Source organism: Telluria sp. GW821-FHT07G12 (assembly GCF_059418525.1).
Genome location: NZ_JBWKQA010000003.1, coordinates 40264 through 59627 on the forward strand (window position 1 = coordinate 40264; position 19364 = coordinate 59627).

At 64.1% G+C, this 19364-nt stretch carries 22 protein-coding genes; 15 read left to right on the plus strand and 7 right to left on the minus strand.

Going from position 1 to position 19364, the window contains the following annotated elements:
• Positions 1-4: 4 nt before the first annotated feature.
• On the minus strand, positions 5-898 hold the full coding sequence (locus tag AC07PE_RS12665) for an ABC transporter ATP-binding protein (RefSeq protein ID WP_498764862.1): 894 nt from the start codon (positions 896-898) through the stop codon (positions 5-7).
• Between the two features lie 214 nt (positions 899-1112).
• On the opposite strand from AC07PE_RS12665, the gene AC07PE_RS12670 reads away from it, so the two are divergent.
• Both AC07PE_RS12670 and coq7 read left to right on the plus strand, forming a co-directional pair.
• The gene (locus AC07PE_RS12670; protein ID WP_498764864.1) at positions 1113-1562 is read left to right on the plus strand and encodes a hypothetical protein; all 450 of its coding nucleotides are present in this window, start codon (positions 1113-1115) and stop codon (positions 1560-1562) included.
• 7 nt (positions 1563-1569) lie between these two features.
• Positions 1570-2217, plus strand: a complete 648-nt coding sequence (gene coq7, locus AC07PE_RS12675) for a 2-polyprenyl-3-methyl-6-methoxy-1,4-benzoquinone monooxygenase (RefSeq protein ID WP_498764866.1) — start codon at positions 1570-1572, stop codon at positions 2215-2217.
• On the opposite strand, the gene AC07PE_RS12680 is transcribed toward coq7, so the two are convergent.
• From AC07PE_RS12680 to AC07PE_RS12695, 4 genes are read right to left on the minus strand one after another with little or no spacing between them, the layout of a single operon-like run.
• Entirely contained in the window at positions 2214-2636 is a 423-nt protein-coding gene (locus tag AC07PE_RS12680) for an OsmC family protein (RefSeq protein ID WP_498764868.1), read from the minus strand. The two genes, coq7 and AC07PE_RS12680, sit on opposite strands and share 4 nt — an antisense overlap.
• A gap of 32 nt (positions 2637-2668) precedes the next feature.
• A complete protein-coding gene (locus AC07PE_RS12685; RefSeq protein WP_498764870.1) occupies positions 2669-3850 on the minus strand; it encodes an ABC transporter permease in 1182 nt (393 codons plus the stop codon).
• Positions 3847-4581 (minus strand): ABC transporter ATP-binding protein, encoded by a 735-nt coding sequence (locus AC07PE_RS12690; RefSeq protein WP_498764872.1) that lies wholly within the window; start codon positions 4579-4581, stop codon positions 3847-3849. Before AC07PE_RS12690 ends, AC07PE_RS12685 begins: the two co-directional genes overlap by 4 nt.
• 12 nt (positions 4582-4593) lie before the next feature.
• The gene (locus tag AC07PE_RS12695) at positions 4594-6042 is read right to left on the minus strand and encodes an alpha/beta hydrolase (protein WP_498764874.1); all 1449 of its coding nucleotides are present in this window, start codon (positions 6040-6042) and stop codon (positions 4594-4596) included.
• Positions 6043-6308: 266 nt separating this feature from the next.
• On the opposite strand from AC07PE_RS12695, the gene rplM reads away from it, so the two are divergent.
• The 5 genes from rplM (at position 6309) to erpA (ending at position 9410) form a co-directional block, all read left to right on the plus strand.
• On the plus strand, positions 6309-6737 hold the full coding sequence (rplM, locus tag AC07PE_RS12700; protein ID WP_498764876.1) for a 50S ribosomal protein L13: 429 nt from the start codon (positions 6309-6311) through the stop codon (positions 6735-6737).
• 9 nt (positions 6738-6746) lie between these two features.
• A complete protein-coding gene (rpsI, locus tag AC07PE_RS12705; protein WP_028102305.1) occupies positions 6747-7139 on the plus strand; it encodes a 30S ribosomal protein S9 in 393 nt (130 codons plus the stop codon).
• A 240-nt stretch (positions 7140-7379) separates the two neighbouring features.
• Positions 7380-8417 (plus strand): N-acetyl-gamma-glutamyl-phosphate reductase, encoded by a 1038-nt coding sequence (gene argC, locus AC07PE_RS12710; RefSeq protein ID WP_498764878.1) that lies wholly within the window; start codon positions 7380-7382, stop codon positions 8415-8417.
• 147 nt (positions 8418-8564) lie between these two features.
• Positions 8565-8978: a bactofilin family protein gene (locus tag AC07PE_RS12715; protein ID WP_498764880.1), complete on the plus strand. Its 414-nt coding sequence runs from the start codon at positions 8565-8567 to the stop codon at positions 8976-8978.
• A gap of 54 nt (positions 8979-9032) precedes the next feature.
• Entirely contained in the window at positions 9033-9410 is a 378-nt protein-coding gene (gene erpA / locus AC07PE_RS12720) for an iron-sulfur cluster insertion protein ErpA (RefSeq protein ID WP_230020263.1), read from the plus strand.
• Positions 9411-9548: 138 nt separating this feature from the next.
• Here erpA and AC07PE_RS12725 read toward each other — a convergent pair whose 3' ends face one another.
• Together AC07PE_RS12725 and AC07PE_RS12730 are read right to left on the minus strand one after the other, a co-directional pair.
• Entirely contained in the window at positions 9549-10652 is a 1104-nt protein-coding gene (locus tag AC07PE_RS12725; protein ID WP_498764882.1) for an anhydro-N-acetylmuramic acid kinase, read from the minus strand.
• Between the two features lie 77 nt (positions 10653-10729).
• A complete protein-coding gene (locus AC07PE_RS12730) occupies positions 10730-12094 on the minus strand; it encodes a M23 family metallopeptidase (RefSeq protein WP_498764884.1) in 1365 nt (454 codons plus the stop codon).
• A 169-nt stretch (positions 12095-12263) separates the two neighbouring features.
• Here AC07PE_RS12730 and tyrS point away from each other — a divergent pair, with 169 nt between their 5' ends.
• The 8 genes from tyrS to ruvC all read left to right on the plus strand — a co-directional run bounded on the left by tyrS (position 12264) and on the right by ruvC (position 19361).
• Positions 12264-13532 carry a tyrosine--tRNA ligase gene (gene tyrS, locus AC07PE_RS12735; protein ID WP_498764886.1) on the plus strand — a complete coding sequence of 423 codons (1269 nt, stop codon included), beginning with the start codon at positions 12264-12266 and terminating at the stop codon, positions 13530-13532.
• A complete protein-coding gene (gene dtd / locus AC07PE_RS12740; RefSeq protein WP_498764888.1) occupies positions 13529-13987 on the plus strand; it encodes a D-aminoacyl-tRNA deacylase in 459 nt (152 codons plus the stop codon). Before tyrS ends, dtd begins: the two co-directional genes overlap by 4 nt.
• Before the next feature lie 77 nt (positions 13988-14064).
• Positions 14065-14733, plus strand: a complete 669-nt coding sequence (locus tag AC07PE_RS12745) for a YbhB/YbcL family Raf kinase inhibitor-like protein (RefSeq protein WP_498764890.1) — start codon at positions 14065-14067, stop codon at positions 14731-14733.
• An 11-nt stretch (positions 14734-14744) separates the two neighbouring features.
• Positions 14745-15383 carry a histidine phosphatase family protein gene (locus AC07PE_RS12750; RefSeq protein ID WP_498764892.1) on the plus strand — a complete coding sequence of 213 codons (639 nt, stop codon included), beginning with the start codon at positions 14745-14747 and terminating at the stop codon, positions 15381-15383.
• A 129-nt stretch (positions 15384-15512) separates the two neighbouring features.
• Positions 15513-16538 (plus strand): tRNA dihydrouridine synthase DusB, encoded by a 1026-nt coding sequence (dusB, locus tag AC07PE_RS12755; RefSeq protein ID WP_498764894.1) that lies wholly within the window; start codon positions 15513-15515, stop codon positions 16536-16538.
• 208 nt (positions 16539-16746) lie between these two features.
• Positions 16747-16980: a helix-turn-helix domain-containing protein gene (locus tag AC07PE_RS12760; RefSeq protein WP_056447956.1), complete on the plus strand. Its 234-nt coding sequence runs from the start codon at positions 16747-16749 to the stop codon at positions 16978-16980.
• 97 nt (positions 16981-17077) lie between these two features.
• Positions 17078-18664, plus strand: coding sequence for a bifunctional phosphoribosylaminoimidazolecarboxamide formyltransferase/IMP cyclohydrolase (gene purH / locus AC07PE_RS12765; protein ID WP_498764897.1), 1587 nt, complete (start codon positions 17078-17080; stop codon positions 18662-18664).
• 154 nt (positions 18665-18818) lie between these two features.
• Positions 18819-19361 carry a crossover junction endodeoxyribonuclease RuvC gene (gene ruvC, locus AC07PE_RS12770; protein ID WP_498764899.1) on the plus strand — a complete coding sequence of 181 codons (543 nt, stop codon included), beginning with the start codon at positions 18819-18821 and terminating at the stop codon, positions 19359-19361.
• The last annotated feature ends 3 nt before the right edge of the window (positions 19362-19364 follow it).

Sequence of the window (19364 nt, forward strand, 5' to 3'; positions counted from 1 at the left end):
GGTATCAGCAGTTCCCTGCTTGAGCGTTGTGGCGGCCGGCGATGGTGGCGAAATAGACGTCTTCGAGGGTCGGGTGGATCGGCTCGAAATCGTCGCCCGGATAGCGCTCCGCATACACGTGGATCATCGGGCGCCCGCTCAGCAGGCGGGTCGAGATCACGGTGTGGCGCTTCTGGAAGGCGAGCAGTTCGGGCTTGCTGACGAAGCGGGCCCAGATCTTCCCCTCGATGCCTTCGATGAGTTTTGCCGGTTCGCCGCACAGCAGCACGTGGCCCTTGTTGATGATGGCCATGTTGGCGCACAGGTCGGCGACGTCGGAGACGATGTGGGTGGACAGGATCACGGTCTTGTCCTGGCCGATGTCGGACAGCAGGTTGTGGAAGCGCACCCGTTCCTGCGGGTCGAGGCCGGCGGTCGGCTCGTCGACGATGATCAGCTGCGGGTCGCCCAGCAGGGCCTGGGCGATGCCGAAGCGCTGCTTCATGCCGCCCGAGAAGGTGCCGAGACGCTGGTCGCGCACCTCGAACAGGTTGGTCTGCTGCAGCAGGCCGTCGACGACTTCGCGGCGCCGCGCGCGGTTCGCCAGGCCCTTCAATTGCGCAAAATGGTCCAGCAGTTCGTAAGCGGTCACTTTCGGGTAGACGCCGAAATCCTGCGGCAGGTAGCCGAGCAGGCGGCGCACCTCGTCCTTTTCGTCGAGGACATCGATGTCATCCAGGAACACGGAGCCGGAATCGCATTCCTGCAGGGTGGCCAGGATCCGCATCAGGGTCGATTTGCCGGCGCCGTTGGGCCCGAGCAGGCCGAACATCCCGGGCGGGATACTCAGCGTGACCCCGTCCAGGGCCACCACGCCGTTGGCGTAGGTCTTGGACAGATGGCGGATTTCTAATTCCATAGTGACAATCTACGTATTTTGATGACTATTGCATTGTATTAAAAATGAGCTGTAGCGGTAGAGCCCATGCGACACACGGCAGTTTCATCGGCCCAGAGTGCAAAAAAGAGGCGCCAGGGCGGCGTGGAAACAGCGCTCCAGCATACGCCAGCGAAAAATCCCTGTCTAGTTTGACAACTTCCTTTCACTGCCTTAATGGGGGCATAATGGCTTCATGGATACCACCATCAAGGACAACATCCTGGCCGTCACCCGCCAGGGCCGCACGCGCGACGAGGCAACCGACTGGTTCCGCGTCGCCACCGGTCTGCACTACCTTGCCGGGTTGATGACCAAGGAGGCCATCGACTTCGCCAAGGTCGACCGTGAATTCAACCGTTTCATTTACCAGAGCATCGGCGGCGGCCATACCATCACCAGCATCCTGCAATTCATGAGCGGAGAAAAAGTGCTGCCGACCCTGCAGTCGGCGCGCTTCATGACAGTGTTCGGTGAGACCTGCGACGAGGTGCCGGTGGATTCGATCCCCTTCCTGCTGGAGCTGAATCTGGGCGTGGCGAAGAACATCTCGAAACTGGAGGTGACGGGACCGGTGCACGACTGGCTGCAGCGGCAGAAGGGCGGCGCGCAGCCGGGCGAGGGCGAGGCCGGGCAAGGTTTATAATATGGCCATGGATAAGCTGACTCGTGACATCAACCCTCTCGACAATCTGATTGCCGGCTTCGACCGCGCCCTGCGCGTGGTCGGCGGCGTGGCCAAGGCTTCGCGCCCGAACCCGGGCGCACAGGCCCGCGACTGCGAATTGAACGACCAGGAGGCGCGCCACAGCGCCGGCCTGATGCGCGTGAACCACGTCGGCGAAGTCTGCGCCCAGGCCCTGTACGACTCGCAGGCGCGCTACGCCAGCAGCCCGGCGATGCGCGCGCAATTCGTGCAGGCCGGCCGCGAGGAAGAAGACCACCTGGCCTGGACCGCCGAGCGCCTGTCCGAGCTGGGTTCCCAGCCCAGTCTCTTGAATCCGCTGTGGTATGCCGGCGCCTATGCGCTGGGCACGGTGGCAGCGCGCATGGGCGATGCCCGGAGCCTGGGCTTCGTGGTGGAGACCGAGCGCCAGGTGGAAGCCCACCTGAACAGCCACCTCGACAAACTGCCGCCGCAGGATGGCAAGTCGCGCGCGATCGTCGAGCAGATGCGCGTCGACGAGATCGAGCACGGTTCGAAGGCGCAGGCGATGGGCGCGGCCGAGATGCCGCTGCCGGTGCGCATGGCGATGACGGCCATGTCCAAGGTCATGACCACCACCGCCTACTACATTTAAGCCTCGATAATCTCGAACGAATGCGTAATTTCCGCCGTCTTGGCCAGCATGATCGAGGCCGAGCAGTACTTGTCGTGCGACAGGTTGACGGCCCGTTCCACCGCCGCCGGCTTCAGGTTCTTGCCGCTGACGATGAAGTGGAAGTGGATCCTGGTGAACACCTTCGGATCGCTGTCGGCGCGGTCGGCCTTCAGGGTCACGTCGCAGCCGCGCACGTCTTCGCGGCCGCGCTTCAGGATCAGCACGACGTCATAGGCGGTGCAGCCGCCGGTTCCCAGCAACACCATCTCCATCGGACGCGGCGCCAGGTTGTGGCCGCCGCCGTCCGGCGCGCCGTCCATGCTGACCATGTGGCCCGAGCCGGTTTCGGCCCGGAAGCTCATCCCCGACGGGCCGTTCCAGCTGACTTTGACTTCCATTCGATTCCTCCGAAAAGAATCTATTCTAAGCCTTACACGGCAAGCACGTAGCGTTCGCTCTTCATGCGCCAGCTGGCAAAGCCGACCGCCAGCAGCGCGACCAATGCCGAACAGGCAAACGTCATCACGAAGGGCAGCATGCCGACGTCGCCCTTGGTCATCTCACGCAGCAGGGTCTGGTTCGACAGCATCGGCACCATGTACATCCAGGTCGCGGTCTTCAGTTCCATCATCGACACCACCACGCCCGGGATCAGCGGCACCAGGGTCACGAAACTGAGCACGCTCTGGGCTTCCTTGAAGGACTTGGCGTTCATCGCCAGCGCCACCTGCATGCCGGCGGCGAACAGGCACAGCGGAATCGTGGCGATAATCAGCAGCGCCAGGTCGCCCCAGTTCAGGCTCCAGGACATGCCGATCTCCTCCAGCGGCAGCCAGGACAGGATCGCGTGCGCCAACGCCAGCTCGAGGGCGATGCCGGCGATCGCCAGGCTGCCGGCGGTGAGCCATTTGCCGACCACCAGCTCCCAGGCCCTGGCCGGCTGCGCCATCAGCACTTCCATCGAGCGGCGTTCGCGCTCGCCGGCGGTGCTGTCGACCGCGGTCGACATGCCGCAGATGAAGACCGGCAGGAACAGGATGCCGAGCAGGCTGCCGATCAGGCCCGCGGAGCGCGAGGCGTTGGTGCCGGTGTCGAAGCGCTGCACCTGGATCGGCGCCAGCGTGGCCGGCGAGACCCCGTGCGCCAGCAGGCGCGCGCTGGCGACGTTGGCGCCGTAAGCTTCCAGCACTTCCTCGACCTCGCGGCGGCGCTTGCCGTTTTCGTCGGCCGAGTCGTACCACAGCTCGATGCGCGCGGGACGCATCGCCGCGTAGTTCTCGGTGAACTTGTCGGACACGCGCAGCACCACCGGATAGGTGCGCGCCTGCAGCAGCTTCGTGATGCCGGCTTCGTCGAGCGGGCCGGGTTCCTTGACGTTGATGTTGCGCTGCTTGAGCTGGGACATCAGCGTGGGGGCCTGGCCGGCGCCGATCACGGCGATCTCGACGCCGTCGCGTTCCGGCTTGGTGGCGCGGTTGATGCTCTGGTTGAGCAGGTAGCCGATCATCACCGGGTACATGAGCGTGAACAGCGCCAGCAGGCCGAGGGTACGCTTGTCGCGCAGCGCCTCGCGCAGTTCCTTCTGGAAGACGATCAAGAACTTGGGTTTCATGCGGCGATTCCTTCTTCGGTGCCGACCAGGCTGACGAAGGCGTCTTCCAGGTTGGCGATGCCGGTGCGGCGGCACAGTTCTTCGGGCGAGCCCTGGGCCACCGTATGGCCCTTGGCGATGACGACCACGTCGTCGCACAGGTGGGTCACTTCCTGCATCACGTGGGTGGCCATGATCACGCAGCAGCCCTCGGCGCGCAGGCTGGCGAGGGCGCGGCGCAGCGCGCGCGTGCTCATCACGTCGAGGCCGCGGCTCGGTTCGTCCAGCAGCAGGTGGCGCGGGCGGTGCAGCAGCGTGCGCGCCAGCGCGACCTTGATGCGCTGGCCCTGCGAGAAGCCCTTGGCGCGGCGCTCCAGGATATCTTCCATCTGCAGCAGCTCGGCCACTTCGTCGATGCGCTGGCGCAGCTGCGGGCCGCCCATGCCGTTCAGCTCACCGAAATAGTTCAGGTACTCGCGCGTGCTGAGACGCTCGTAGAGCCCGAACTGGTCGGTCAGGAAGCCGATGTTGCGGCGTACCGTGAGCGGATCCTTTTCCGGATCGACGCCGTCGATGGCGATGCTGCCGTGGTCGCGCCGCAAGAGGCCGACCAGGGTGCGCAGCAGGGTGGTCTTGCCGGCGCCGTTGGGGCCGAGCAGGGCGGTGATCTGGCCGTCGCGCGCGGAAAAGCTCACGCCGCCGAGCGCCTGCACGGCGCCGAATTGTTTGCGTACTTCCTGGACTTCTATCATGGCGGGCTCGATTCAGGGTTGCGGCCCGGCGCTGCCGAGCTGGAAGGTCGGGGCCGGGATCTCGGACAGGCACTTGGCCTCGAGTGGACTGCCCGGGCGGTCGAGGAAGTCGCGCAGCAGGCGCGGCACGCAGCCCAGCTGCGAGACGCCGTGGCCGGCATTCGCCACCACCAGCTGCTGGGCATTGCGCATGCGGCGCGCGGCGCTTTCGGCGCGGCGCGGCGGCGTGACGGGGTCGAGGGCGCCGGACAGCAGCAGGGCCGGGGCCTGGATCGCGGCCGGCTCGGCAAACGGCACCGCCGGCACGTTGACGGCCTTGCACAGGTTCGGAATGCGGTCGGCCAGCGGGCGCGTGAGCAGCGAGGCGTCTTCCTTCATCAGCGCCGGCGTCATGCGCGGCACGTCCTCGGCGCAGACCACCGCCAGGTGCAGCAGGATGGCGCTGGAAGCGTCGCTGGCGAAGTCGCCGGCGATGTTGTGGCGCGCGATGAAGGGTTCCCAGCGGCCCTGGTAGGCGCTGTGCAGCAGGAAGGGCAGGCGGCGCGCGTCGGCCGGCGAATACAGGATGTTGTGCACGGTGCCGAAGAAACGCGGGCCGGTCATGGTAAAGGTAACCGGCTGCGCGGTGCGCGGATCGGCGATGGCCAGCTTGAGGCCGGCCTCGGCGCGCGCGGCCAGCGTGTCCCATTCGGCGCGCAGGTTGGGGTAGGCCTTGTGGCAGGCGGCGTCCGCAGCGCACTGGGCGAACAGCTTGTCGAGCGCGGCCTGGCCATCGCGGCCGCCGGCCGGGATCACCTGCTCGGGCGCGGCGACACCGTCCAGCACCAGCGAACGCACGCTGTCCGGGAAGGCGCGCGCATAGGCCTGGCCGAGGCGGGTGCCGTAGGAGCCGCCCCAGACGTTGATCTTGCCGTAGCCGAGGGCCTTGCGTACCTGTTCGATGTCGCGCGCGGCATTGGCGGTGCTGTAGGCGGCGAAGGGAACGTTCTTCTTGGCGATGCAGCCGCGCAGCGCGGTTTCGATCTCGGCGTCGCTCAGCAGCTCCTCGTTCGGCGGGTTCTCGCAATCGAGCTTGCCGGACAGGCCGGTGCCGCGCTGGTCGATGAAGACGATGTCGCGGGTGGCGCGCACGCGCTTGAAGGCGGCCGACAGCAGCATCAGCACGTCGCTGCCGGCCTGGCCGGGACCGCCGGCCAGCACGAACAGCGGATCGGGGCGCGCCGATTCGCGGAAGGCCGGGGCCACGGTCACGTGCAGCTTCAGGCCGGCGGCGTCCGGTTTGGCGTAGTCGAGCGGGACCGGGACCGACAGGCAGTGCAGCGCTTCTTCGGCGCCGGGCAGATGGCAGCTGCGGGCGGCGGACTTGCCGGCTGCCGCTTGCGTATCGGCGGCGGGGGCGGCAAGCACGGGCGCCGAGCACAGCAGGGCGAACAAAGCGGGCAGGATGGGACGGATGTTCACGGAGTCTCCTCTTCGATGTTGACCATACTAAATTGCTATTCTTTTCATGGTCAATCAAAAAGTTGCAAAAATGCATTAATTCTTGAGCCTGGGCGAGCGTGCATAAACTGGCGTGCGATCTCTCTGGCGGCAGCTTGACGGGAGAGGCTGAGATCCGCTATGATCGTGGGCTTTCCATTTGCTCAGGAAAAGACAATAAGGCAGAGTCTGCGGTTGTACAGCAGAACCACCATTTGAGCATTTACACCTATATATAGGAAGTCAACATGAAAACTTTTTCCGCTAAGGGCCATGGAGTCCAGCGCGATTGGTACGTGATTGACGCGACGGACAAAGTCCTCGGACGTGTTGCCAGCGAAGTGGCACGCCGACTGCGCGGCAAACACAAGCCGGAATTTACTCCGCACGTCGATACCGGTGACTTTATCGTCGTCGTCAACGCAGGCAAGCTGCGCGTGACCGGCACCAAGGCCACCCAGAAGACCTACTACCGTCACTCGGGCTACCCGGGCGGTATCTACGAAACCAACTTCCTGAAAATGCAACAGCGCTTCCCGGGCCGTGCCCTGGAAAAGGCCGTCAAAGGCATGCTGCCGAAGGGCCCGCTGGGCTACGCCATGATCAAGAAGCTGAAGGTCTACGCGGAAGCAACCCACCCGCACGCCGCCCAGCAACCGCAAGCACTCGATTTCTAAGGAACTGACATGATCGGTAACTACAATTACGGCACCGGCCGTCGCAAGAGTGCAGTCGCCCGCGTGTTCATCAAAGCTGGCACCGGCCAGATCATCGTGAACGGCAAACCGGCCGCCGAGTACTTCTCGCGCGAAACCGGCCTGATGGTCATCCGTCAGCCGCTGGAACTGACCGGCAACGTCGAGCGTTTCGACATCAAGGTCAACGTGCATGGCGGCGGTGAGTCCGGCCAGGCAGGTGCAGTGCGCCACGGCATCACCCGTGCACTGATCGACTACGACGCAGGCCTGAAGGGCGACCTGGCACGTGCCGGTTTCGTCACCCGTGACGCCCGTGAAGTCGAGCGTAAGAAAGTTGGTCTGCGCAAAGCACGTCGCGCAAAGCAATTCTCGAAGCGTTAATCGAATCTGCAGCGCCTTTGCGCTGCTGTCCAAAAAAAGCCGCCCGCTGCAAAGCCGGCGGCTTTTTTGTTTTTCGTCAAACCGGGGTCAAACTCCGTTTTTTGGAAATTGCCCCATCAATAATTCGGGGTCAGAGCACTTTTTCAGTATGCGAAAAAGTGCTCTGACCCCGAATTTTTGACGACGCTGCTAAAATTGCACCCTCGGCCGCTGGGCACTCATTTTTACGAAGGAAAGAACATGATCAAAGTTGGCATCGTTGGTGGTACCGGTTACACGGGCGTCGAGCTGCTGCGCCTGCTGTCAGCCCATCCCGAGGTGCAGCTGACCGCCATCACCTCGCGCAAGGAAGACGGCCTGCCGGTGGCGGACATGTTCCCGTCGCTGCGCGGCCACGTCGACCTGGCCTTCTCGAGCCCGGACAAGGCCGATCTGAGCAAGTGCGACGTGGTGTTCTTCGCCACCCCGCACGGCGTCGCCATGGCCCAGGCCCCGGCCCTGCTGGCGGCCGGCGTGAAGGTCATCGACCTGGCCGCCGACTTCCGCCTGAAGGACCGCGCCGCCTTCGAGAAGTGGTACAAGATGGAGCACACCGCCCCCGAGCTGATCGAGGAAGCGGTGTACGGCCTGCCGGAACTGAACCGCGAAGACATCAAGAAGGCCCGCCTGATCGCCAACCCGGGCTGCTATCCGACCACCATGCAGCTGGGCTTCTTCCCCTTGCTGAAGGCGGGCCTGATCGACGCCGGCAACCTGATCGCCGACAGCAAGTCGGGCGTGTCCGGCGCCGGCCGCAAGGCAGAAATCGGCACCCTGTTCTCGGAAGCCAGCGACAACTTCAAGGCCTACGGCGTGGCCGGCCACCGCCACACCCCGGAGACCTCGGCCCAGCTGCAGCGCTACACCGACCAGAAAGTCGGCCTGATCTTTACGCCCCACCTGGTGCCGATGATCCGCGGCATGCACTCGACCCTGTACGCACGCCTGACCAGGGAAATCGACAATGCCGCCCTACAGGCCCTGTTCGAAGACGCCTACCGCGACGAACCCTTCGTCGACGTGATGCCTTTCGGCTCGCACCCGGAAACCCGCTCGACCCGCGGCTCGAACATGCTGCGCATCGCGCTGCACCGTCCGGACGGCGGCGACACCGTGGTGATCCTGGTGGTGCAGGACAACCTGGTCAAGGGCGCCGCCGGCCAGGCCGTGCAGTGCATGAACCTGATGTTCGGCGTGCCGGAAAACATGGGCCTGCAGCAGGTCGCGCTGTTGCCGTAATGACCAGCCGTGGCGACCCTCCCGGGGTCGCCTCTCCCTCGCAAGGGTTGCTGACAAGATGCAGATCAAGGCAGCAGGTGTTGAGCACGGTAAATTGACCTGTGCACTGCCGAGCTTGGCAGCGTTCTACTTTGCGAGGGGACTACCATGTTCGGTCGTAATGCAAAAAGCGAAATCGATAGCCTGATTGGCATTTCCGCACGCATCGAAGGGGACCTCGTATTTAACGGCGGCCTGCGCATCGACGGCGAGGTGCATGGCAACGTGATCGCCGGCGGCGACGCCGACAGCGTCCTGATCGTGTCGGAACACGCCCGCATCGAGGGCGAGGTGCGCTGCGCCAACCTGGTCGTCAACGGCTATATCGCCGGGACGGTCCGCTCGACGGAACTGCTTGAATTACAGCCGAAAGGCCGCATACATGGGGATGTCCATTACCGCCTGCTGGAAATGCACGGCGGCGCCCTGGTGACGGGAAAGCTGACCCACGAAGCCGCTCCGATGCCGGCCGCCGAGCCGGTGTTTCATTTAGGAGTGGCGACGGAAGGGGCATCAGCATGACTGGCGCCAACCGTCTATAATGGACGAAATCCGAATTCAATCAGGAGTTTATCCATGACCGCAATCGCCGAATTGCATCGCTCGCAAGAGCAGGACGCCATGCCGTCGCCCATCAACTTCACCGACAGCGCCGCGCAGAAGGTCGCCCAGCTGATCGAAGAAGAAGGCAATCCCGACCTGAAACTGCGCGTGTTCGTGCAGGGTGGCGGTTGCTCCGGCTTCCAGTACGGCTTCACCTTCGACGAAATCATGAACGACGATGACACCGCGATGGAAAAGAACGGCGTCACCCTGCTGATCGACTCGATGAGCTACCAGTACCTGGTTGGCGCGGAAATCGACTACAAGGACGACCTCGAAGGCGCCCAGTTCGTGATCAAGAACCCGAACGCCACCTCGACTTGCGGCTGCGGTTCGTCGTTCTCGGCGTAATCGTCCGTTTCGGGTATTAAAAAAGCCGCCTAGGCATTGCCGGGCGGCTTTTTCTATTGTTACGACAGTGCGTGGGCACGGGGTGCCCACCCTACCTTGCTGCGGTGTAGGGTGGGGCACCCCGTGCCCACGCGCAGTTCAGGCCGGATACAAGGCCCCCAGCACCCGTAGCCCGGCCGCCCCCGTCACCGCCGGCAGATTGCCCGGCTGGCGCCGCATGAAGCGATAACCCAGCCAGGCAAACGCCAGCGCCTCCACGCGGTTGGGCGCCACGCCCAGCTCCTCGGTCGATTTCACCGGGATCCCGCCCCCCAGCGCCGCTTCGATCTCGCGCAACAGCACACTGTTGTAGGCGCCGCCGCCGCACACGTAGACTGCCTGCGCCGGCTGTTCCGAGGCCGACTCCTGGATCGCGCGCGCGATCGACACGGCCGTGAGGCGCGTCAGCGTCGCCTGCACGTCGGCCGGCGCCAGATCCGGACGCTGGGCCAGTTTCTTGTCCAGCCATTCCGCATGGAACAGGTCGCGCCCGGTGCTCTTGGGCGGGGGCTGGCGGAAATAAGGCTCGTCCAGCAGGATCTCCAGCAATTGCTCGTCGACCTTGCCGGAGGCCGCGAAGGCGCCGTCCTCGTCATAGGCCTTGCCGGTGTGGCGCGCGACCCACAAGTCCATCAGCACATTGCCAGGGCCGGTGTCGTAGCCGCTCACGCGTCCGTCGCCGTGCAGCACGCTGATATTGCCGATGCCGCCGATGTTCACCACCACCCGCACCGTCTTCGCCTTGCCGAAGCGCGCTTCATGAAAGGCAGGCACCAGTGGCGCGCCCTGGCCGCCGGCGGCGATGTCGCGTGTGCGGAAATCGGCGATCACGTCGACGCCCGTCAGTTCCGCCAGCAGGGCCGGATTATTGGTCTGGCGCGTAAAACCGAGCTCGGGGCGGTGGCGGATGGTCTGGCCATGCACGGCCACGGCGCGCACCGGGCCCGGCGCCTGGGCCAGCAGCTGCTGCACGCAGTCGGCGTAGCAGCGCGCCAGCGCGTTGGCGGCCAGCGCCTCGCGCTCGAGTTCGTTCTCGCTGGCGGCTTGCAGGGCCATCAGTTCGCTGCGCAGCGCGGCAGGGAAGGGTGTGAAGGCGGCTTGCAGGGTGCGGATGCCGCGGCCGGAAAAGTCGGCCAGCACGCCGTCGACGCCGTCCAGGCTGGTGCCGGACATCAGGCCTATGTAGAGGTTGGAAGCGGGCATGTTCGTTACCTGAAAAGAAAAACGCCTTGCACTCTTCAGTGCAAGGCGTCTTATTCTATCTGCAATTCGGCTGAAGCTTAACGAGCAGCCATTGCGTTGCCAGCCGGATTCAGCAGCGAGAAGCGGTGCGACATCTCGACGGCGGCGGTGGTGCGGAAGCGCGACAGTTCGCCCGAAGTCAGCGGCTGCTGCTGCAGGTTCTTCTGCGCCATCGGATCGATGGCATTGCCGCCGACGCGGAATTCGTAGTGCAGGTGCGGGCCGGTTGCCCAGCCGGTGGCGCCCACATAGCCGATCACGTCGCCCTGGTGGACCTTCTGGCCCTTGCGCATGCCGCTGGCGAAGCGGCTCATGTGGCCGTAGGCGGTGCTGTAATTCGACCAGTGCTTGAGCACGACCATGTTGCCGTAGCCATTCGACACGCCGGCGAAGTCGACGGTGCCGTCGCCGGCAGCGCGGATCGGGGTGCCCAGCGGGGCGGCCATGTCGATGCCCTTGTGTGCTTTCCAGACGTTGAACACCGGGTGCACGCGCATCGAGAAGCCCGACGAGATGCGGGTGAAGGCGACCGGCGACTTCAGGAAGGCCTTCTTCAGCGACTTGCCGTCCAGGCTGTAGTAGCCGCCCTGGTGGGTTTGCGGGTCTTCATACCAGACCGACTGGTAAGCCACACCGCGGTTGACGAATTCGCCGGCCAGCACGCGGCCGGTGCGGACCAGTTCGCCATCCTGGTAGAAGGTTTCGTAGACGACGTTGAAACGGTCGCCGCGCTTCAGGTCGCCGCGGAAGTCGATGCTGGTCGAGAACATCTCGATGATCTGGTTGACCACCGAATCCGGGATCTGGCCGCCGTCGACATTGGAGTCGGTGGCAGCGTAGAGCGAGGAGGTGATTTCGCGCGAACGCATTTCGACGCGGCGCTCGAGCTCGGCTGGGGCCTTGCTGACGACGAATTTGTCGCCTTTGCGCGTCACGGTAACGGTGTTGAACTCATCCTTGTTGACGGGGATGGTCGCACGCAGCGTCAGCATCAGGCCGTTCTCGTCGGTTTCAGCCTGGATGCGCTTGCCGGTCTTGAGGGTCAGGATGCTACGTGCCAGCTTGTCGCTGCGCACAAAAGCCGCTGCCTGCTGGTCGTCGATGCCGAGGCGGGAGAAGACGGAACCGAGGGAGTCGCCCGGACGGATGCGTTCTTCGTGGATGAATTGCTGCTGATCTTGCTGCAGGGCTGCGATCTGGTCTGCCAGGTTTGGCAGCTGCAGGTCCTGTGCGATGGACTTGACGGGGATGTCTGCGGCGTCCGGCGCGATCGGGGCGACTGCGGTCGCACCGAAGGCACACAGTGCCAGGGCAGCGGCGCCGCCCGCAAGGATGCGGGTTTTACGGCTCGTTTCCGCGAGACCGAACCAGCGCTTGCCAGTGATTTTCTGTATTGGGTTCATGCAATCAGTTAAAATTTACCGCTTCACTGTCCCAAGACGAACGCTTTTTCTTTTTGTTTTCTTACTTGTTGTCTGTGAAACTTTTCATGCGGCAAGATTGACGGGATCGCGAATTATATCAAAATACGGGGTCCTACAACCGTTTTAGCCAAACTCCTACAAGAATTTTATGACTTCCTCTGAGCTTTCTGGTAATGCCAAAACTGCAACTTCCGCCGGGGCCGCCCCTCTTCCCTTGAGCGAGGCCGTCCAGGAAGCCCTTGCAATCACCAAACGCGGTGTCGACGAACTGCTGATCGAGAGCGAATTCGCGCAGAAGCTGGCGCGCTCCGAGCAGAGCGGCACGCCGCTGCGCATCAAGCTGGGCCTCGACCCGACCGCGCCCGACCTGCACCTGGGCCACACCGTGGTGCTGAACAAGCTGCGCCAGCTGCAGGACCTGGGCCACCAGGTGATCTTCCTGATCGGCGACTTCACCTCCATGATCGGCGACCCGTCGGGCCGCAACGTGACCCGCCCGCCGCTGACCCGCGAGCAGATCGAGACCAATGCGCAGACCTATTTCAAGCAGGCCTCGCTGGTGCTCGATCCGGCACGCACCGAAATCCGCTACAACTCCGAGTGGTGCGACCCGCTGGGCGCGCGCGGCATGATCCAGCTGGCCTCGCGCTACACGGTGGCGCGCATGATGGAGCGCGACGACTTCACCAAGCGCTACAAGAGTGGGACCCCGATCTCGGTCCACGAGTTCCTGTATCCGCTCATGCAAGGCTATGATTCGGTCGCTTTGAAAGCAGACCTTGAGCTAGGTGGAACGGATCAGAAATTTAACCTGCTTGTTGGCCGCGAGCTACAGAAAGACTACGGGCAAGAGCCGCAGTGCATCCTGACCATGCCCCTGCTCGAGGGCCTGGACGGCGTCGAGAAGATGTCGAAGTCCAAGAACAACTACATCGGCATCACCGAGCCGGCCAACACCATGTTCGGCAAGCTGATGAGCATCTCGGACGTGATGATGTGGAAGTACTACGAGCTGCTGTCCTTCCGCTCGATCCAGGACCTGGCCGCGCTGCGCGCCGAGGTCGAGGGCGGCCGCAACCCGCGCGACGCCAAGGTGGCGCTGGCCCAGGAAATCGTGGCGCGCTTCCACTCGCAGCAGGCAGCCGAGGACGCGCTGGCCGACTTCGTCAACCGCTCCAAGGGCGGCATCCCGGACGACGTGCCGGAAATCAGTCTGTCCGGCGCCCCGCTGGGCCTGCCGCAGCTGCTGAAGGCGGCCAATCTGTGCGCCTCGTCCTCGGAAGCGATGCGCATGATCGACCAGGGCGGCGTGCGCATCGACGGCACGGTCGTGTCCGACAAGGCGCTGCAGGTCCAGGCCGGCACTTTCGTATTGCAGGTCGGCAAGCGCAAGTTTGCCCGCGTGACCCTGGCATGATCGGCCTGCTCCAGCGGGTCACCCAGGCCAGCGTGGTGGTCGACGGCGAAACCGTGGGTGCCATCGGGCATGGCCTGATGGTGCTGGTCTGCGCCGAAAAGGGCGATACCGTGCGCGAGGCCGATGCCCTGCTGGCCAAGCTGCTGGGCTACCGCGTGTTTTCCGACGAGGCCGGCAAGATGAACCGCAGCGTCACGGACGTGGCGGGCGGCCTGCTGCTGGTGCCGCAATTCACGCTGGCGGCCGACACCCGCTCCGGGACCCGGCCTTCGTTCTCGCCGGCGGCCGCGCCGGAGGATGGGCGCCGGCTGTTCGATCATTTCGTGCGCCAGGCCCGCGAGCGACACGGTAATGTCGAGACCGGCCGCTTCGGCGCGGACATGCAGGTGTCGCTGACGAATGACGGTCCAGTCACTTTCTGGCTTCGTATTGATCCACCCAAGGTCTCAAGCTGAAACTGCGGCGCCTTGCGCTGGTCAATGTAGACAGGAGCAGGAAGCAGCAGGGGCAGTAGGAGAATGGAGGGCATGCCATGAAGATCTGGAGCGATTCCTTTACCGAAGGCGGCCCGATTCCGCCGCGCTGTGCGTTCGCCGAGATCGATCCCGGCAGCCACATCAAGTTGTCGAGCAACCGCAGCCCCCACATCGCCTGGGACGACGTGCCGGCCGGCGCCGAGTCGCTGGTGCTGCTGTGCCACGATCTCGACGTGCCGACCGACGGCGAAAACGTCAACCGGGAAGGCAGGACGGTGCCCGACGCGCTGGCGCGCACCGACTTCTATCACTGGTCGCTGGTCGACATCCCGGTGGTCCTCGATACCTTTGCCGAGGGCCTGTTCTCGGACATGGTGACCCCGGGCGGCAAGAGCGGTCCGCTGGTGCCGTTCACGATCAAGAACGGCACCGAGCACCAGCTGCGCCACGGCGTCAACGATTACACCGGCTGGTTCGCCAACGACCCGGACATGGCCGGCGAATACTACGGCTACGACGGGCCCTGTCCGCCCTGGAACGACGAGCGGGTGCACACCTACGTGTTCACGCTGTACGCCCTCGACATCCCGCGGCTGCCGCTGGAAGGCCGGTTCACGGGCAAGGAGGCGAGCCTCGCCATCATGGGCCACATCCTGGACGAAGCCCGCATCTTCGGCGTGTATTCGCTGAACCCGAGCATCGCCGCCACCATCATCGATAAATAAAAGTAAAGAATTTGAAAATCATCCTGATCCGCCATGGGGAAACCGCATGGAATGCTGAACGCCGCCTGCAGGGCCACCTCGACATCGCATTGAACGCGGAGGGCGAACGCCAGGCCAGTCTGCTGGCCGAGGCGCTGACGCCGGAGCACATCGACCTGATCGTCTCCAGCGATCTGCAGCGCGCCCGCCAGACCGCCCAGGCCGTTGCCGCGCTGCGCAGCATGACCGTGCACATCGACCCCGGCCTGCGTGAGCGCTGCTATGGCGGCTTCGAAGGCTTGCTGTACAGCGAGATCGAGCAGCGCTTCCCGGCCGAGTTTGCGGCCTGGCAGGCGCGCGATGTCGACGCGGTTTTGCCAAGTGGCAAAAATTGTGGGGAGACTTTCCGCGAGTTCTATACCCGTTCCACCAGCGCCATCCTGGCCCTGGCTGCAGCCCATCCCGGCCGCACCATCGCCATGGTTGCCCACGGCGGCGTGCTCGAATGCGCCTACCGGATGGCGCTCGGCCTGCCGCTGGAAACGCCGCGCGACTTCAAGGTCTATAACGCCAGTATCAATCGCTTCCGCCTGGAAGAGGGCAGGCTGGCGCTGGAAAGCTGGGGCGAGGTCGCGCATCTGCGGCCGGCCTTGCTGGATGAGCTGAGCTAGGAAGGAAACTGAGGATAGCTGACAGTGAACTATGTCAGATTTGCAACACACGAAAAAAGTGTGCTGATAAATTGAGCAGCGGTTCGGGTAAAATAGCGAGTTCCCGATTTTTCTTCTGGTTTTTCTCCCGTGCAAATTGGTCCTTACGCGCTGCGCAATAACGTCTTCGTCGCCCCGATGGCCGGGGTGACCGACCGTCCGTTCCGTCAGCTGTGCAAAAAGCTGGGCGCCGGCTATGCGGTGTCCGAAATGGCGGCCTCGAACCCGCGCCTGTGGGCCAGCGAAAAGAGCGCGCGCCGCACCGACCACGCCGGCGAGATGGAACCGAAGGCGGTGCAGATCGCCGGCGCCGTGCCGGAAGAACTGGCGGAGTGCGCCAAGTTCAACGTCGACCGCGGCGCCCAGATCATCGACATCAACATGGGCTGCCCGGTCAAGAAGGTCTGCAACAACTGGTGCGGCTCGGCCCTGCTGCAGCACGAAGACCTGGTCCAGCGCATCCTCGAAGCGGTGGTGCGCGCGGTCGATGTGCCGGTCACGCTGAAGTTCCGCACCGGCTGGGATCGCCAGAACAAGAACGCCCTGACGATTGCGCGCATGGCCGAGCAGGCCGGCATCGCGATGCTGACCCTGCACGGCCGCACCCGTGCCGACGGCTACAAGGGCGATGCCGAATACGACACCATCGCCGCGGTGAAGGCCGCGGTGGCGATTCCGGTGGTGGCGAATGGCGACATCACGACCCCGGAAAAGGCGAAATTCGTGCTCGAACATACGGGCGCCGACGCCGTGATGATCGGGCGCGCGGCCCAGGGCCGTCCCTGGATCTGCCGCGAGATCGACCATTACCTGCGCACCGGGGAACACCTGCCGGCGCCGCTGGTCGATGAAGTGCGCGAGCTGATGAACGAACACTTGCCGGCCCACTACGCCTTCTACGGCGAATACCTGGGCGTGCGCACCGCGCGCAAGCACATCGGCTGGTATGTCGAAGACCTGCCTGGCGGCGAAGAATTCCGCCAGCGCATGAACCTGCTGGAATCGACGGCCGAGCAGCTGGCGGCCGTGGACGAATTTTTCAAATCGCAACACCGGTATGGCGAGCGGTTACAATACCGGCCCGCGCATGCGGATGACGTCGCGATCGCAGCGTAAGAGTTTTAAAAAAGTATAGAAAAATAAGAAATACCGGAGACAGTGCTGTCTTTAGGCAGCGTAACAGTGGCTTCGGGAAACCGTAACGAGCGGAAGGAATTGTGGCCGAGAAGCGCAGCTGTACTCCTGTACAGCGAGCATCGCCGGCCGGAATACCGACGCGCAGCAGGTTTCACGAGCCACCACCACACCAAGGTAAGTAGCAGACATGAGCAAAGAAAGTATCCAGGAAGTCGTTCAGAAAAGCCTCGAAGATTATTTCAACGACCTGGGCGAGCAAAAACCGTCGAATATCTACGACATGATGCTGCTGACCGTCGAAAAACCGATCCTGCAAGTGGTGATGACGCGCGCCGAAGGCAATCAGTCGCATGCCGCGCAGATGCTGGGCATCAATCGCAATACCTTGCGCAAGAAATTGCAGGAGCACGGGCTGCTGTAAGCGCCGGCGGAGGGGCCGGCGTGCGAGCGTGCGCCGGCCTTGTCCGGCGTAGTGGAACATCCTTGCTCGCACCGATTTTTATCAACAGGCCTCTCCCATGATCAAACAAGCCCTCATCTCCGTTTCCGATAAAACCGGCGTGCTCGATTTTGCGCGCGCGCTGTCCGCACTCGGCGTGAACATCCTGTCGACCGGCGGCACCGCCAAGCTGCTGCAGGACAATGGCGTGCCAGTCACTGAAGTCGCCGACTACACGGGTTTCCCGGAAATGCTCGATGGCCGCGTCAAGACCCTGCACCCGAAAGTGCACGGCGGTATCCTCGCGCGGCGCGACTTTCCTGAGCATATCGCCAAGCTGGAAGAGCACGGCATCCCCCAGATCGACATGGTGGTGGTGAACCTCTACCCCTTCCAGGCAACTGTCGCGAAGGAAGAGTGCTCGCTGGAAGATGCGATCGAGAACATCGATATCGGCGGCCCGACCATGCTGCGTTCGGCGGCCAAGAACCACCGCGACGTCGTCGTGATCGTCGACCCGGCCGACTACGGCCCGGTGCTGGCAGAGATGAAAGGCACCGGTACGCAAGCAGGCGATGTCGGCTACGACACCAAGTTCCGCCTGGCCAAGAAAGTGTTCGCCCACACCGCGCAATACGACAGCGCGATCACCAATTATCTGACCAGCCTGGGCGAAGACAAGCAGCACGCGACCCGCGCCGCCTATCCGCAGACCCTGAACCTGCACTTCGAGAAGGTGCAGGACATGCGCTACGGCGAAAACCCGCACCAGAGCGCCGCTTTCTACCGCGACCTGGCCCCGGCCGCCGGCAGCCTGGCGAATTACCGCCAGCTGCAGGGCAAGGAACTGTCGTACAACAACATCGCCGATGCCGACGCGGCCTGGGAATGCGTCAAGACCCTGGGCGGCCTCGAGCAGCCGGCCGGCTGCGTGATCATCAAGCACGCGAATCCTTGCGGCGTGGCGATCGGCGCGGACGCACTGGACGCCTACCAGCGCGCGCTGAAGACGGATCCGACCTCGGCTTTCGGCGGCATCATCGCCTTCAACGTGCCGGTCGACGGCCGCGCTGCGGAAGCGATTGCCAAACTGTTCGTGGAAGTCGTGATCGCCCCGGTGTTCACGGCGGAAGCGCGCCAGATCATGGCGGCCAAGCAGAACGTGCGCCTGCTGGAAATTGAACTGGGCAACGGCCAGAACGCCTTCGACGTCAAGCGCGTCGGCGGCGGCCTGCTGGTACAGTCGCCGGACGCGAAGAACGTCGGCCTGGACGACCTGCGCGTGGTCAGCAAGAAGCAGCCGACCCCGCAGCAGCTGCAGGACCTGATGTTCGCCTGGCGCGTGGCCAAGTTCGTCAAGTCGAACGCGATCGTGTTCTGCGCCGGCGGCATGACCCTGGGCGTGGGCGCGGGCCAGATGAGCCGCATCGACTCGGCCCGCATCGCCTCGATCAAGGCGCACAACGCCGGCCTGTCGCTGGTGGGCTCGGCGGTGGCGTCGGATGCCTTCTTCCCGTTCCGCGACGGCCTGGACGTGGTGGTCGACGCCGGCGCGACCTGCGTGATCCACCCGGGCGGCTCGATGCGCGACCAGGAAGTGATCGACGCGGCGGACGAGCGTGGGGTGGTGATGCTCTATACTGGTACGCGCCACTTCCGTCATTGATTTTGGTTGATGTGCGTGGGCTCGGGGAGCCCACCCTACGTAGGGCGGGCACCCCGTGCCCGCGTGACCGTGTAACGTGGCATGTTCACCATGTAACTGTGTTTTTGCACAGTATTTTTCCCACGAAGTAAGCCAGCCGGTATAACATTCGATAATGATTATTCTCGGCATCGACCCGGGCCTGCGCACGACGGGGTTCGGCGTCATTGAAAAACACGGTCACCGGCTGCGCTATATCGCGTCCGGCACCATCAAGACCGGCACGGAAGGCGCTTTGCCGCCGCGTCTCAAGATCATCCTGGCCGGCGTGACGGAAGTCGTCGCCACCTACAAGCCGGCCTGCGCGGCCATCGAAAAAGTCTTCGTCAACGTGAACCCGCAGTCGACCCTGCTGCTCGGCGCGGCGCGCGGTGCGGCCATCACGGCATTGGTCGGGGCCGACCTCGACGTGGCCGAGTACACGCCGGCCGAGGTCAAGCAGGCCGTGGTCGGTTCCGGCAAGGCCGTCAAGGCCCAGGTCCAGGAGATGGTGGCGCGCCTGCTCAAGCTCCCCGGTCTGCCCGGCAGCGACGCCGCCGATGCCCTCGGCATCGCGATCTGCCACGCCCACGGCATGGATGCGCTGGCGCTGATCGGCGCGCTGGCGCCGGAAAAGCAGGCCCTGCACATGCGGCGCGGGCGCCTGGTCTCATCCTGATAA